At 72.6% G+C, this 14,578-nt stretch carries 14 protein-coding genes; 10 read left to right on the top strand and 4 right to left on the bottom strand.

Annotation, left to right across the window (positions count from 1 at the left end):
- Window positions 1-95: 95 nt before the first annotated feature.
- From DEI96_RS07105 to DEI96_RS07085, 5 genes are all read left to right on the top strand, one after another.
- Window positions 96-998, top strand: coding sequence for a LysR substrate-binding domain-containing protein (locus tag DEI96_RS07105; RefSeq protein WP_111023785.1), 903 nt, complete (start codon window positions 96-98; stop codon window positions 996-998).
- Window positions 999-1,165: 167 nt separating this feature from the next.
- Window positions 1,166-2,782 (top strand): Hint domain-containing protein, encoded by a 1,617-nt coding sequence (locus tag DEI96_RS07100; RefSeq protein WP_111023793.1) that lies wholly within the window; start codon window positions 1,166-1,168, stop codon window positions 2,780-2,782.
- 227 nt (window positions 2,783-3,009) lie between these two features.
- Window positions 3,010-4,392, top strand: a complete 1,383-nt coding sequence (locus DEI96_RS07095) for a hypothetical protein (RefSeq protein ID WP_111023796.1) — start codon at window positions 3,010-3,012, stop codon at window positions 4,390-4,392.
- Window positions 4,393-4,645: 253 nt separating this feature from the next.
- Window positions 4,646-6,232 (top strand): putative Ig domain-containing protein, encoded by a 1,587-nt coding sequence (locus DEI96_RS07090; RefSeq protein ID WP_111023799.1) that lies wholly within the window; start codon window positions 4,646-4,648, stop codon window positions 6,230-6,232.
- A 141-nt stretch (window positions 6,233-6,373) separates the two neighbouring features.
- A complete protein-coding gene (locus DEI96_RS07085; protein ID WP_111023802.1) occupies window positions 6,374-7,006 on the top strand; it encodes an FMN-dependent NADH-azoreductase in 633 nt (210 codons plus the stop codon).
- Between the two features lie 21 nt (window positions 7,007-7,027).
- Here DEI96_RS07085 and DEI96_RS07080 read toward each other — a convergent pair whose 3' ends face one another.
- The gene (locus DEI96_RS07080) at window positions 7,028-8,071 is read right to left on the bottom strand and encodes an MBL fold metallo-hydrolase (protein ID WP_181440541.1); all 1,044 of its coding nucleotides are present in this window, start codon (window positions 8,069-8,071) and stop codon (window positions 7,028-7,030) included.
- Between the two features lie 157 nt (window positions 8,072-8,228).
- Here DEI96_RS07080 and DEI96_RS07075 point away from each other — a divergent pair, with 157 nt between their 5' ends.
- Entirely contained in the window at window positions 8,229-9,272 is a 1,044-nt protein-coding gene (locus DEI96_RS07075; RefSeq protein ID WP_111023808.1) for an ATP-dependent DNA ligase, read from the top strand.
- Between the two features lie 143 nt (window positions 9,273-9,415).
- Entirely contained in the window at window positions 9,416-9,577 is a 162-nt protein-coding gene (locus DEI96_RS07070) for a hypothetical protein (protein ID WP_163343780.1), read from the top strand.
- A gap of 45 nt (window positions 9,578-9,622) precedes the next feature.
- Here the strand turns inward: DEI96_RS07070 and ligD are convergent, their stop codons facing one another.
- Entirely contained in the window at window positions 9,623-10,777 is a 1,155-nt protein-coding gene (gene ligD / locus DEI96_RS07065; RefSeq protein ID WP_258372850.1) for a non-homologous end-joining DNA ligase, read from the bottom strand.
- Window positions 10,778-10,938: 161 nt separating this feature from the next.
- On the opposite strand from ligD, the gene DEI96_RS07060 reads away from it, so the two are divergent.
- Window positions 10,939-11,823 carry a DUF429 domain-containing protein gene (locus tag DEI96_RS07060; RefSeq protein ID WP_181440542.1) on the top strand — a complete coding sequence of 295 codons (885 nt, stop codon included), beginning with the start codon at window positions 10,939-10,941 and terminating at the stop codon, window positions 11,821-11,823.
- Between the two features lie 14 nt (window positions 11,824-11,837).
- Here DEI96_RS07060 and DEI96_RS07055 read toward each other — a convergent pair whose 3' ends face one another.
- Together DEI96_RS07055 and DEI96_RS07050 are read right to left on the bottom strand one after the other, a co-directional pair.
- A complete protein-coding gene (locus DEI96_RS07055) occupies window positions 11,838-12,317 on the bottom strand; it encodes a Fic/DOC family protein (protein WP_181440543.1) in 480 nt (159 codons plus the stop codon).
- 116 nt (window positions 12,318-12,433) lie between these two features.
- Window positions 12,434-12,625 carry an antitoxin VbhA family protein gene (locus DEI96_RS07050; protein WP_146245006.1) on the bottom strand — a complete coding sequence of 64 codons (192 nt, stop codon included), beginning with the start codon at window positions 12,623-12,625 and terminating at the stop codon, window positions 12,434-12,436.
- Between the two features lie 110 nt (window positions 12,626-12,735).
- Between DEI96_RS07050 and DEI96_RS07045 the strand changes: the two genes are divergently transcribed.
- Together DEI96_RS07045 and DEI96_RS07040 are read left to right on the top strand one after the other, a co-directional pair.
- Window positions 12,736-13,938, top strand: a complete 1,203-nt coding sequence (locus tag DEI96_RS07045; protein ID WP_111023820.1) for a glycosyltransferase — start codon at window positions 12,736-12,738, stop codon at window positions 13,936-13,938.
- Complete coding sequence (locus DEI96_RS07040; protein WP_111023823.1) at window positions 13,935-14,546, top strand: uracil-DNA glycosylase; 612 nt, start codon at window positions 13,935-13,937, stop codon at window positions 14,544-14,546. The genes DEI96_RS07045 and DEI96_RS07040 overlap by 4 nt, the downstream gene beginning before the upstream one ends.
- Window positions 14,547-14,578 lie beyond the last annotated feature (32 nt).

Here is a 14,578-nt window from a genome sequence, read left to right as displayed (position 1 = left end):
TGGAGGTCGGGGATGCGGTAGCGGAAGTGAGCGTTCCTGATGGATACCGTTCAGTTCCGCTACCGTTCCGGTCCTGATCCGGCTAGCGTCGGACCATGCTCGACGTCCGTCGTCTCGTGCTCCTCCGTGAGCTGTCCATCCGCGGCACGATCGCGGCCGTCGCCGAGGCCGTGAACTTCACCCCGTCGGCGGTCTCGCAGCAGCTGAGCGCCCTGGAGCGGGAGGCCGGCGTGCAGCTCCTCCGCAAGGCCGGGCGTCGGCTCCAGCTCACCCCGCAGGCCGAGGTGCTGGTGGCCGCGGCGGGCCAGGTGCTCGACGTCCTCGAGCACGCGCAGTCCCAGGTCGAGGAGACCCTGTCGTCCGTGCAGGGCCGCGTGCGGGTCGCCGTGTTCCAGTCCGCGGCCCTCGCCCTGATGCCGAGCGCCCTGCACGAGATGGCCACGGAACACCCCGACGTCCGGGTCGAGATGGTCCAGCGGGAACCGGAGACCGCACTGAACGAGACGTGGGCCCGTGACTTCGACATGGTCATCGCCGAGCAGTACCCGGCCCATGCCGCTCCGCACCTGCCCGGACTCGACCGCTCCGACCTGACGACCGACGCCGTCCGGCTCGCCCTGCCCCCGCTCGACACGGCCCTGCGCCCGGTGTCGTCGCTCGAGGACGCCCGCACCATGCCCTGGGTGATGGAACCCCGCGGCACCGCGTCGCGGCACTTCGCCGAGCAGGTCTGTCGGCGCTGGGGCTTCGAGCCCGACGTCCGGTACGAGACCGCCGATCTGCAGACGCAGATCCGTCTGGTCGAGTCGGGCAACGCGGTGAGCCTGATGCCCGACCTGATGTGGACCGGTCGGACGACGACGTGCCGGCTGCTCGAGCTGCCCGAGCGCCCGCGTCGGACGATCTTCACGGTGGTCCGCGCCGCTGGCGCATCGTCGCCAGCCGTGCGCGCACTCCGCTCCGCGCTCGAACGTGCCGCGTCCGTGGTCGGAGCGTGACACGGCGATCTGGAGGCGCGGCGCGGGTCCGGCACGACGGCTGCGGAGCTCCGTTGCCATCGTGATCGTTCTGTGATCGAGCGATCGTCAGGACTGGTCAGCGGGCGACATTCCCTGAGTAGAGGACGCTGATCCGGCGTCCCACCCAGGCATCCGAGGGGGATCCAGTGAACCAGTCCTGCAAGTACACCTTCCGCCGCAGCGCCACGATCGGAGCGGCGATCGCGATCGTCACCGCTTCGTCGGCGTTCGGCATCGGGGCGAGCGCCGCCTCCGCAGCGACCGACGAGACCGCTGCACCGAGCACCACCGCGACGTCGGCTCCGCAGGACGCGACCACCGCGAACGCCGCGACCGACACCACGGCGGCCGACACCGACACCGGCACCGACACCGCTCCCGACACCGCGCAGGCCGCACCGGACGGCGAGACCGCCGACCCGGCACCGGCGCCTGCACCGGCACCGGCACCGACACCGACCGACGAGACGGCGACGCCGGACACCACCCCGGCCACGACCACGCCGCCCGCCGCGGGCACCGCGACGACGACCCCCGCCGCCGCAGACCAGCCCGCCCCCGAGGCATCGACGCCCGTCACCTGGGCGGAGCCGTCGAGCAAGGACGCGCCGATCGTCCTCACCGCGACCGCCGGCCAGCCGTTCTCGCACACCTTCACCGCCCAGGGCGGCGACGGCCCACTGGAGTACCTGTTCAACCCGCTGAACTTCGACCCGACCAACGACGTCAACGGCTGGTCCTGGAACGAGCAGACCGGTGTCCTGAGCGCCACCCCGAAGAGCACGTTCGACGGCCCCGCACTGTTCCAGGTCACCGCGACCGACCTGCACCAGACCGCCGTGCAGTACGTCCGGGTCGACATCGAGCCCGGCGCCCCGGTGGGTGTCACGTTCGGCGTCGACAGCTCGGACTCCGACGTCAGCTGGCAGGTCGACGCCGACGGGACGATCCGGGAGTACGCGCCGGGTGGCACCGGTGACACCGTGGTGTCGGAGGTCCCCGCCACGGTCGGCTCCTCGATGACCCTCGCGGGGCTGGCCGTCGACGCGCTGGGCAACCGCACCACCCCGGGCGACGAGTACCCGCGCTCGACCGTCACGAGCACCACCGCGTCCGACGGCGTGGTCTGGGACCCGAACTGGTCGGCGAACACGGTGACGTTCTCGGAGCCGGGCACCCGCACACTGACGGTGTCCGAGGGCGGCGTCTCGACCTCGTTCACGGTCCGCGTCTCCGAGGCCCCCGCTGCCGTCGCCGGCATCACCATCGGGGTGTTCCCCGCGGACGGGACGTCCGGCGACCGGTGGGGCGTCGAGGGCGACGTGATCACCTACTACCCGGCGGACGGCGACCCACAGCAGGTCGACGCGGTCCCGGCCCGACAGGGTGACCGGGTGCAGATCCGCGCCCTGGCCGTGGACGCCGAGGGGCAGCCGGTCGGCGACCACACCGACCTCACCTTCACGAGCGACGTGGCCAGTGACCGCATCGAGTACGACCCCGAGGCTGTTGCCACGTGGGTGACCTTCGAGCACGCGTCGCCGCACACGGTCACCGTCGCGTCCGGGGACGTGACGAGCACCATCCGCTTCGAGGTGCAGCCGACGGCGACGACCACGGTCACGACCACCCACACGCCGACCGCATCGGGCACCCTCGCGTACACCGGCGCCGACGAGTCCGGCCCGCTCGCGTGGGCCCTCGGCCTCCTGGCATCGGGCGCCGGCCTGCTCGTCTGGCGCCTGCGTCGCCGACTCGGCTGAGGCACGTCACAGCGACCGCCTGACGGACCGGAGGCGCGGGGCAGGACCGCCCCGCGCCTCCGGGTCGTCTTTGCGCGATTCTGTGAAAAACCCCAGATGAGAGCCGGTAGTACCGAGATGAAACCGTGATCTCCGGCAGGGGTCGGAACGGGTCCGCGAACCGTAACGTCAGCACCGAGGAGCGCGCGGGCACCGCGTGCTCACCACCAGACTCCCGAGGGGGAACCATGCACCAGTCCACCAAGCCGCCCGTCCGCCGCGCGGCGACGATCGGCATCGTCGTCGCGGCGACCGCCATCGGCTCGGTCATCGGCGTCGGCGCGCCCGCGACGGCGGCGACGCCGACGGGGACGACGACGCCGACGAGCACCACGGCGACCGCGACGCCGGGTGCCGACGCGACGACGACGGAGACCTCGACGCCGAACGTCAGCCCGACGTCGAGCGCCAGCCCGACGCCCGGCGCCAGCCCCGCCGCGAAGGCCACGGACAGCGCCACCCCGGCGGCAGCACCGGGTGACGGCAGCGACCTCGCGTTCACCGAGCCGTCGACCCAGGCCGCCCCGATCGCGCTCACCGCGACGGTCGGCACGCCGTTCAGCCACACGTTCACCACCACGGGCGGCAACGGCACCGTCGGGTACGCCATCCAGGACGCCCCGTCGGCGGACTACACGGTCAACGTCGAGACCGGCGTGCTGAGCGGCACGCCGACGACCGCCGGCACGTTCGACTTCGAGGTCGTGGCGCTCAGCGGCTCGACACAGGTGACCGAGTACGTCCGCCTGACCGTCTCGCCGTCGCCGGTCGTCTTCACCGAGCCCTCGACGAAGGCGGAGCCGCTCGCCCTCACCGCCACCGCCGGCGCGACGTTCACGCACACGTTCCGCACCACGGGCGGCACGGGATCGCTGGCGTACGCGATCCAGGACGCGCCCTCGTCCGACCTGACCGTCAACGTCGAGACCGGGGTGCTCACCAGCACGGTGACCACCGCTGGCACGTACGACTTCGAGGTCGTCGCCCTCCGTGGCACCGCGACCGCCACGGAGTACGTGCGCCTGACCGTCCTGCCGGCCGCACCCATCGGGGTCCGCGCGATCGTCGACACCGGCACACCCGGCGCAACGGGCTGGTCGGTCGCGCCCGGTGGCGTCATCAGCGCGTTCTCCGGCGGGGGCGAGCCCCTCGGCACCGTCGCTTCGATCCCCGTCCAGCAGGGCGGCTCGCTGGTGGTGTCCGGCCTCGCCGTCGACCGGTTCGGCAACGCGACCGCCCCGGCTTCCGTGAGCACCGGGTTCGGCGCGACGGTGACGAGCTCGGTCGCGTCGGACCGGGTCGTCACCGATCCCCGGGGCGACGCCTCGAAGGTGACGTTCCCGCACGCCTCGGACCACCGTCTCACCATCACCCAGGGCGGCGCCTCGACCACGTTCGTCGTCACCGTCCGTCCCGTCGCCACCGCCGCGGTCGCGACCACAGCGAGCGGCACCGGCGGCACGCTCGCCTACACCGGCGCCGACGAGACCACGCCGTTGGCGTGGGCGCTCGGCCTGCTCGCCGCCGGCGGCGGTCTGCTGGCCCACCGGCTGCGTCGCCGTCGCGCCTGAGACGCGGCCCCGGACGGACGGGAGGCGCGGTGCGGGCCCGTACCGCGCCTCCCGTCCGTCCTTCCGCGCCCACAGGGCGCGCCGCGCGTGCGGGGGTCCGGCGGTTTCCCGCACGCACCCCCAACCCGGGTCACATTCCGGTGAATCGTCACAGCCCGGCAACGTCATCCCGCTACGATCCGAGAACGCCGACATTCTCGGCAAATTCACATGATCTGGGCGATGAGCCCGGACCGAATCCCTGGGGGATCCCGTGCACCGCAGCACCTCCACTGTCCGTCGCGCCTGCGCCGTCGGCACCACCGTCGCCCTGGTCGGCCTGACCACCGGCCTCGGCATCATGACCGCGACGGCCGCCAACGCCGAGACGCTCGACACGCCGCAGCCGATCTCGGCCGTCGAGACGCCTGCTCCGGCTCCCGTCGTCTCGGACGAGACGCCCACGCCGACGGACCCGCCCGTCGAGCCCGCGCCCGAGACCCCGGTTCCGGCCGAGGAAACCCCCGCTCCGACCCCCGAGGTCACCGACGAGCCCGCCGCGCCGGAGACCACCGCGCCGGCTGCCACCGAGGCGCCGAAGCCGACCGAGACCCCGAAGCCGGACGTCACGGCCAAGGCCGCCGACGCCACCGTCACCATCGAGGGCACGGCCAAGGTCGGCACCCGACTCGTCGCCGTCGTCACCGGCTTCGACGACGAGGCGGGGTACAAGTACTCGTGGACCGACCAGGACGGCAACGTCCTGTCGAAGGCCGCGAGCTACGTCGTCGACCCGACCGACGTCCGCAAGACCATCACGGTCGCCGTCACGGGCACGCTGCCCGGCGCGACCGAGGCGAACACCGTCACGTCCGCGGCCACCGTGCCCGTGACGCAGAGCCCGGCGTTCCTCGGTGCGGACGGCGAGCCGACCACGGCCGGTGCCAGCCGGAAGAGCCCCCTCGTGCTGACCAGCACCGCCGGCGACTCCTTCTCGCACACCTTCCGTGCGCAGGGCTTCCCGGAGCCGACCTACAGCCTCTCCTGGTTCAGCCAGGACGACGCCGACTTCGCCGACGAGTACCCCGGGGAGTCGGACCCCGAGGAACAGCTCCCCTACGAGCTCTCCTTCGACGCGTCCACCGGTGAACTCAGCGGTACCGCCACCCTTGCGGAGAACTCGGAGTTCGCCGTCACCGCGACCAGCGGCACCGAGTCGGTCACGCAGTACGTCTCGATGACCGTCGAGGCCGCTGCCCCGGTCGGCGTCATGGTCTACACGACCGACCGCGCCGGACTGTTCGACGAAAGCGACGACGACGACACCGAGCGGACCAGCTGGATCATCGAGCCCGACGGCAGCGTCTACACGATCGGTGAGGAGGACTTCACCGTCGGCGGTCGCCCGACCGTCAAGCAGGGCGGCACGCTCGTCATCCAGGGGGGCGCCGTCGACCGGTTCGGCAACCCCATCGGTGGCTACGACGACGAGACGCCCGAGATGCCCGTCGTGACCTCGGACGTCGCCAGCGACGTGATCGCCCCCGACCCCGACCTCGGTGACTTCGGCCTGGTCGACGTCACGTTCCCGCACGCGTCGATCCACAACCTGACCGTCGCCTCCGGCTCGTTCAGCACGTCCTTCGCCGTCGAGGTCCAGCCCACCGTCGCCGGCATCGTCGCGCCCGTCCCGGCTCCGCCGGCAGCAGCAGCGCCGGTCGCCCCGGTCAACACCGGCGGCCAGCTCGCCTACACCGGTTCGGACAGCACCGACGCACTGCCGTGGGCCCTCGGCCTGCTCGTCGCCGGTGCCGGCCTCATCGGCGCCCGCTTCGCGCGTCGTCGTCGCGCCCAGCGCTGACACCCTGAGACGTCTCCCGTCCGTCGCGTGCCCGCGCGGTGGACGGGAGGCCCGTGACGGCCCCGCCTGCTCCTCCACCGGAGCAGGCGGGGCCGTTCCGCATCCGCGCCCGGCCGGGTCCGCGCCGGTAGCGTTGGCGACATGCCCACGCTGCTGCACATCGACTCCTCGGCCGACCTGTCCCACTCCCGCTCGCGCGCACTGACCGCGGCCTTCGCCGACGCCTGGCGCGCCCGCGGCCCGGAGTACACCGTCGTCCGGCGGGACCTGCACGTCGACCAGCTCCCCCACCTGGAGAGCTCGGCGCTGCACTGGGCCGCCGCCGACCGCACCGCCGAGGAGACCGTCGCGCCCGAGGCAGAGGCCCAGCGGCAAGCGGTCATCGACGAGCTCCTGGCCGCCGACGTCGTCGTGGTGGGTGCGCCGCTGTACAACTACACCGTGCCGTCGACCCTGAAGGCCTGGATCGACCGCATCCACGTCCCCGGCATCCTGACCGGCGGCGTGCAGCCCCTGGCCGGACGCCCCGTCGTCACCGTGGTGAGCCGCGGCGCGACCTACGACGCCGGCACTCCGACCGAGGGCTGGGACCACGGCTCCCCCGTCCTGCACATCGTGCTCGGCACCGCGCTCGGCATGAAGCTGTACCCGATCACCGTCAGCGCGACCCTGGCAGATCGGCTGCCGGACCTCGCACCGCTGGCCGAGCACGCCGCCGCGGAGTTCGCCGACGCGAAGACGACGATCGAGCGCCTGGCGACGACGCTCGGCTGACCCGCGCGGCCGCGGCGTTCGTCAGGCGGGCCGCACCTCGTCGGCCCGCCCGAGCAGCTCCGCGTGGAAGGCCGTCTGCGTCAGCGCGCTCGCGAGCAGGAACCCGGTCATCGACTCGATCCCGCCGCTGAAGGGCACCTGGGCGGCGACCTCGAACAGCGTCGGACGGTCCAGTGCGTCGAGGGCCGCGGCGACGTGGCGGGAGCGTTCCTCCCGGTGCCGAGCCAGGGTCTGCGCGCGGGTGACGACGTCGCGGAACCGGTACTCGTGCCCCGGGCAGACCTCGAGGTCGGCGTACGGGTCGAGCCGCGCGAGGGACGCCAGGTAGTCGCCGAGCGGGTTCGTTCCGGTCCGGCCGCCGAGCCCGATGCCGGAGTTGATCTGCGGCAGCACGTGGTCGCCGGAGAACAGCAGGCCGTCGGTCTCGTCGAGGAAGCACACGTGGCCGCTCGTGTGCCCCGGGGTCCACAGCGTGCGGATCGTCCGACCGGGGATCGGCAGCAGGTCGCCGTCCTCGAGCAGCACGTCGGCGTACGGCGCCTCGATCCGGCCCATCCCGATCCGGCGCCCGCTGCCCCAGGCCTCGACGACCCCGGCCCGGAGGTGTTCCGGCAGCCCCCACGTCGCGATGTCGGCGTCGTTCCGCCCGGCGTCGGCGCGTTCCCGTTCGAGCGCGCTGACCTCGAGGCCGTGCATCGCCACCCGGGCCCCCGTCGCCCGGCGGATGGCCGCCGCGGCACCCAGGTGGTCGGCGTGCAGGTGTGTGACGGCCACGAGCGACACGTCGTCCAGAGTGCGTCCGATCGTCGCGAGCCCGTCCCGCAGCTCGGCGAGTCCGCCGTCGGCCGACCACCCGGGGTCGATCACCGCGAGCGAGCCGTCCGACCCCTCGACGATGTACACGAGGGTCGCGTCGGGCACCCCGAACCGGAACGGCACCGCGAGGGTCCAGATGCCCGGCCGGACCTGCTCGACGGGTGGCAGGACGCCGTCGCGGAGCGCGGCGGCCTGCACGGGGCTGATCGGTTCCGGGGCCGGCGCTGCCGGCGGGGGCACGGTCGTCACGCCGGCCACCCTACCGACGCTGGCCGACCTGCCCGGGGTGATCCGGGCCTCCCGGCCGCGCATCGTGAGCAGAAGATGTCGGGTCGTCGAGCCGAACCCGACCGTTGCTGCTCACGAAGTGCGCAGCCCCGCCGACGCGCGCGAGTAGACAGGACCCATGGAGATCGCACCGATGCTCGCCAAGGCCGTCGCCACCGTCCCCGACCCGGACAGCACGAAGGGCGGGCTGCGGTACGAGCCGAAGTGGGACGGCTTCCGGGGCATCGTGACCATCGACGGTGACGACGTCGAGATCGGCAGCCGCGGGGCCAAGCCGCTCACCCGGTACTTCCCCGAGCTCGTCGAGGCGTTCCGCGCGCAGTTCGGCGGCCGCGACCACCCGGTCGTCCTGGACGGCGAGGTGATCCTGCGTTCCGGTGAGCCCGGTGCCGAGCGCCTCGACTGGGAGGCGCTGTCGCAGCGCATCCATCCGGCAGCCTCACGGATCGACAAGCTCAGCGTCGAGACGCCGGCGCAGTTCGTGGCCTTCGACCTGCTGGCGGTGGACGGCGAGGAGCTGGTGGACCGCCCCTTCGACGAGCGTCGCGAGCGCCTGGAGCAGCTCGGCGACGCGATGACCGACCCGCTCTTCGTCACCCGCACCACGCTCGACGTCGAGCAGGCGCGCGAGTGGCTCACCACGTTCGAGGGCGCCGGGCTCGACGGCGTCGTCGCGAAGCCCCGAGCGCGGCCGTACGAACCGAACAAGCGCTCGATGCTCAAGATCAAGCACCACCGCACCGCCGACGTCGTCGCCATCGGCTACCGCGTGCACAAGAGCGGCTCCGGCGTCGGGTCCCTGCTGGTCGGCCTGTACGACGCGGACGGCGAGCTCCGCCAGGTCGGCGGCGTCTCCGCCTTCTCCGACAAGCGCCGGGCCGCGTTGATCGACGAGCTCGAGCCCGTCGTGATCCGCGATGCGGAGGGGAGGCCCGTCACCGGTGACGGGGAACGGTCGCGGTTCTCGTCGGGTCGCGACACGTCGTTCGTCCGGCTGGCGCCGGAGCTGGTGCTCGAGGTCCGGTACGACCAGATGGAGGGCGACCGGTTCCGGCACACCGTGCAGTTCGAGCGGTGGCGGCCCGACCGCGAGGCGACGTCGTGCGGGTTCGAGCAGCTCGAGGTGCCGAGTGCGTACGACCTGAACGATGTGCTGTCCTGACGACGGAACGCACTGCGGTGTCCGTTTGTCGCTGTTCTGTCACGTTCGGGGAAAAGTAGTTAGCCGAACTAGCGAAGCCGTGCCAGGATGATCTCAGCAGCACGAGGCGTCCAGTTCGGACGCCCTGATCGGAGCGGATCGACATGAGCACCAGCACGCTTGTCCGCCACCCTCGGCGGAGCCCCTTCACAGAAGTCCGAGAGGCACGGCGCCAGCGCGTCCTGCAGCTCAGCGCGGTCATCAGCGCCATCGCCGGCGTGACCGCCACGGCGCTCGCACTCGTCACGGTCGGACTCGGCTCGTGATCGTCGACGGCATCACCGACGTGCACCGCGGCACCTGGTCGCGGCTCACCCGCCTGCACACCGCCAGCATCGGGCTGCCGACGCACACCACGCGCGTCGAGGACCCGGACCGTCAGCGGGACGTCTCCTCCGCTGCCTGAGGTTCGGCTCGGCTGGGCCCGGTTGCTCGGCCGTTGGGCCGCTCGGCTTCTTCGCCCGTGAGGGCTGCACGCGCGGCGGCTCCCCCGGCATCTTCGGGAAGTCGGGCGGGAACGGCAGCTCACCCTCGCCGTTCGCCAGGTCCCGCTCCCACCACTCGAGCAGCGGTGCGATGCTGCCCGGCTGCTCCCCCATCGACTCCCACGGGTCGCCGGTGGTCCGCAGCCGCTCCGGCACCGTGCGGATCGTGAAGGTCGTCGGGTCCGCGGTGCGCAGTTCGTCCCAGGTGATCGGCGTCGACACCGAAGCGTGTGCGAGAGCTCGGGGGCTGTAGGCGCCCGCCATCGTCCGGTCGCGGTTCGCCTGGTTGAAGTCGACGAAGACCCGCTGCCCCCGCTCCTCCTTCCACCACGCCGTCGTGACCCGGTCGGGCATCCGGCGTTCGAGCTCGCGCGCCGCGGCGATCACCGCGTGCCGCACCTCGAGGAACTCGTGCTCGGGGCGGATCGGCGCGAACACGTGCAGGCCGCGGTTGCCGCTCGTCTTGATCCAGGTGGTCAGGCCGACCTCGTCGAGGACCTTCCGGAGTTCCTCGGCCACCGGCACGGTGTCGCCGAAGTCGGTGCCGGGCTGCGGGTCGAGGTCGATGCGGAGCTGGTCCGGGTGGTCGCTGTCCTCGGCACGAGAGGCCCACGGGTGGAAGACCACCGTGTTCATCTGCGCGGCCCACACGGCCACGGCCGGCTCGTCGATCACGAGCTGCGGGTGCGACCGGGCACTCGGGTAGGTCACCGTGACCGAGCGGACGTAGTCGGGCGCACCCTTGGGCGGGTTCTTCGAGAAGAACTGCTCGCCGTCGACGCCGCCGGGGAACCGCTGCAGCGAGATCGGCCGGTCACCGTTCGCCCGGACGAAGGCGTCGCCCACCTTCACGAGGTACTCCGCGAGGTCGAGCTTCGTGATGCCCGCCTCGGGCCAGAGCACCCGCGAGGGGCTGCTGATCCGGACCTCGCGGTCACTGTCGGGCCCCGGCACCCGCACCATCGTCGCTTCGCTCGCCATGCAGCGGACCGTACACGCGTGGCGGCCGCTCGCCCGCAGCCCGGTGTGCGTGCGCCTCCGTGCTCCCGCTGGACACCGGTGTTCCCTGATCGAACACGCGCACGCCGGTGTTCAGCGCGCGGACACCGGTGTCTTGCGGCCAGGGTCGGCAGGATGGACGGGTGAACGCGTACCTCGGCATCGACCTGGCGTGGGGGCTCGGCTCCGAGCGGAAGGCCGCGAACGAGACCGGGCTGGTCGCGATGGACCACGACGGCACGATCACCGACGCCGGGTGGGCCCGCGGGGTCGACGCCGTCGCGGACTGGATCGCCGAGCACCTCGGGCCACGATCCCTGATCGCCGTGGACGCCTCGCTCGTCGTGACGAACCCGACGGGCATCCGCGAGTCCGAACGGCAGGTCGGGCAGCGGTACGGCCGGTGGAAGGTCGCCGCGAACCCGACCAACCAGGCATCTGCGGCGAGCGCTGGCTCAGCGCTGCTCGACCGGCTGACCGCACTCGGCGTCGGGTACGTCTCCGACACGGACTCGATGCGGGGACGCACCGGTCCGGCGATGTTCGAGTGTTACCCGTACACGACGCTGGTCGGCGTGGAGGAGCTCGGCTACGACGAGGAACGGCCCCGGTACAAACGGCTCGACCTCCGGATCCCCGCCGCCGAGGCACGTGCCCGTCGCGCCGAGGCCTTCGACGAGCTGGTCCGGCGGCTGCGCGAGACCCCGCTCGACCCGCCGCTGCTGCTGGACTCGCACCCGCTGACGCAGCGGCTCGCCGATCCGTCGGTGCTGCACGGTCCGACGCACAAGCACCGCGAGGACCTGCTCGACGGGGCGCTGTGCGCGTGGACGGCGTCGTTCTGGGAGCGACACGGCGACGAGCGCGTGCAGATCCTGGGAGGTGATCCGGGCCTCCCCACCGACACGGCCGCGACGCCGCTGGCGCGTCGCCGCGGAACCGGCGGCGTGGCCCCACCCTCCGACCCGCTGGACGAGGCGGGCCGCCGGCCCGTCGTGGTGGCGCCCGCGCGCCCGTCGCAGCGTTGACGGCGCGAGAAGGATCAGATCTCGCCCGTTGCTGCCGCCGTGCAGATCACCTTCGTGAGGAGTTCGCGCAGGGGTTGCAAGTCACCGAGCATCGACCGGCGGGCGGCGTGATGGTTCTCATTCGTCGTGACCCTCCGCCAGTCGAGCACGACACCGCGCTCGGCCGCGTACTCGCGCCAGAACTCCCGCTGGGTTCGCCCGTTGCCCTCCATGAAGGGACGGATGTAGTTGAGCGTCGCGAACTGCTCGGTCAAGAAGTCCAGAGGGCGCTCCGGCATCCGGGGCGAAGCGAGCTCATCGTCCAGTCGGGCCATCCGTGCGGGGATCAGTTCAGGTGCCAGGAACGGTTCGTCAGGGTTCTTCGCGATGCCGTCGAGCCGGTACTCACCTGCCCAGACGTAGACGTCCTGGAAGAGATGGGCGTGGATACGGCGCACCCGTTCCGATGGCAGGAGCCCCGCGAGTCCGGGAACCTCACCGAGCAGGAGGTCCAACTCTCGGTCCTGCACCTCAGGGACCTCGAGTTCCGCGAGCTGATCACGGCTCGTGGCCCCGAACTTGTTGCGGAGGACGTACTGGTCGTCCTAGTACCCGCCGTCGGGTCGAGGACTCACCGACGGTGCGCGAAAGCCCGGAGCTCCTCGCGACTGATCTCGCCCTTCGCGAAGCGGTCCATGTACCGGATCCACTCGGGGTTGTCCTTGAAGCCTTCGAGTCGCCCGGAGTGGATCACCGCGGCGACGGCGCGCGTCCGCTTGACGCGCTCCGAGCCGGAGACGGTCCGAACCATTCGCTTGGGCATGCACCAATGTTACGCCGGGGCGCGCACGTGTTCCAGACCCGCCAGGACGGCCCGTCGTGGTGGCACCCGCACGCCCGTCGCAGCGGGGGCCGCGCGGCTAGGGTTGAGCGGTGAGCACGACGACCGAACCCCTGCACATCGGGCTGGTGTCGCTGCACACCTCCCCCGGAGACGAACCCGGCTCGGGTGAGGTCGGCGGCATGAACGTCGTCGTCCGGCACCAGGCCGAGGCACTCGCCGACCTCGGCCACCACGTGGACATCATCACGCGCCGGTCCGCCCCGACGCAGCCGGACTCGGTCTCGCTCGTGCCGGGCGTGTGCCTGCGGTTCCTGTCCGCGGGGCCGGCCGAGCCGGTGCCGAAGGGCGAGCACGACGCGTTCATCGAACCGTTCCGCCACGAGCTGGAGCAGCTCGGGCCGTTCGACGTCCTGCACTCGCACCACTGGTTCTCCGGCGCCGCCGCGCTGCCCGTCGCCCGCGAGCGCGGCATCCCCCACGTGCAGTCGTTCCACTCCATCGCCGCCGACCCGGCCACACCGCTGTCCGAGGGCGAACGTCCCGAGTCCGCCGGCCGCATCGCCGGCGAGGAACTGCTCGCGCGCGAGTCGGACGCCGTCGTCGTGGTGTCCGAGGCCGAAGCGTCGACCGTGCGCACCCGGCTCGGCGGCGACGACGCCCGCATCTGGATCGTGCCGCCGGGGGTCGACGGGTCCGTCTTCCGCCCCGCCGCCGTCGGTGCGCGCCGCGCCGCCAACCCCTACGTCGTCGCGGCGGCGCGCGTGCAGCCGCTCAAGGGCCTGGACCTGGCGATCGAGGCGATCGCGGACATCAGCCTGGAGGCCCGCCCCACCCTGGTCATCGCGGGCGACGTCTCGAGTGAGGCAGGCGACTACGTGGACGAACTGCGTCGGCTCGCCGACGCGCGGGGCATCGCCGACCACGTCACCTTCATCGGGCCGCAGTCGCGTGCCGACCTGGCGTTCCTGTTCCGTGGCGCGGCAGCCGTGCTCGTTCCGTCCCACTCCGAGACGTACGGGCTCGTCGCGCTCGAGGGCTCCGCTTCCGGGGTGCCGGTCGTGGCCGCGGCTGCCGGGGGCCTGCGTGAGGCAGTGGTCGACGGGGAGACGGGCGTCGTGCTCGAGTCCCGTGACCCGCAGGAGTGGGCGGCCGAGATCGAGCGGATCCTGACGGATGCGCCGTACGCTGCCGGGCTCGCCGCTGCGGGCCGGGAGCACGCGGAGCGTCTCAGCTGGGAGCGGTCGGCCGCGGGGCTCGAGGACGTCTACCGCCGGGTGCTCGGGCGCTCGTGAGCGGGACGGGCGGGCGGTTCGCGGCGTTCTGGGCGGCGCTCGACGCCGTGCCCGTCGAGTCGGACGCCGAGGCGCTCTACGACGTCGGATCGGCCGAGGGACGACTGCGGCGGGCGAACCTGACGCGGTACCTGGAGCGGTCCGGGCCGGGGGCCGACACGTTGCTCGTGGCCGAGGCACCGGGGTGGCGCGGGATGACGAACACGGGTGTCCCGTTCACGAGCATGCGCGAGCTCGGACCCGGGTACGGCGTCCCACCGGAGCCGACGGCGCCGTGGGAGGCCTCGTCGCGCGTCGTGCACGCTGCGCTGGACGGCTGGCGCGGTGCTCTCCCGGTGGCGTGGGCGATCTTCCCGCACCACCCCTTCGTGGCACCGGACCGGCTGACGAACCGGACGCCCCGACCCGCCGAGGTCCGCTCGGGAGCGCCCGTCGCCCTCGCGCTGCTGGAGGCCCTCGGCGGCGTGGAGCGGGTCCGGGTGGTCGCCGTCGGTCGGAAGGCGCAGGGAGCGCTCGCCCTGGCCGGCATCGAGGCGACCGCCGTGCGGCACCCGGCGCAGGGCGGCGCGACGCAGTTCACCGAGCAGCTGCGGGCGCTGGACCGCTAGCCGTCCGTCCGCCCCGGTGCGTCCAGGTCGCG

The sequence above is a fragment of the Curtobacterium sp. MCLR17_031 genome, assembly GCF_003234775.2.
GTDB lineage: Bacteria > Actinomycetota > Actinomycetes > Actinomycetales > Microbacteriaceae > Curtobacterium > Curtobacterium flaccumfaciens.
Note: the sequence above shows the minus strand (reverse complement) of the source record. Positions and strands in the feature narration are given on the sequence as shown.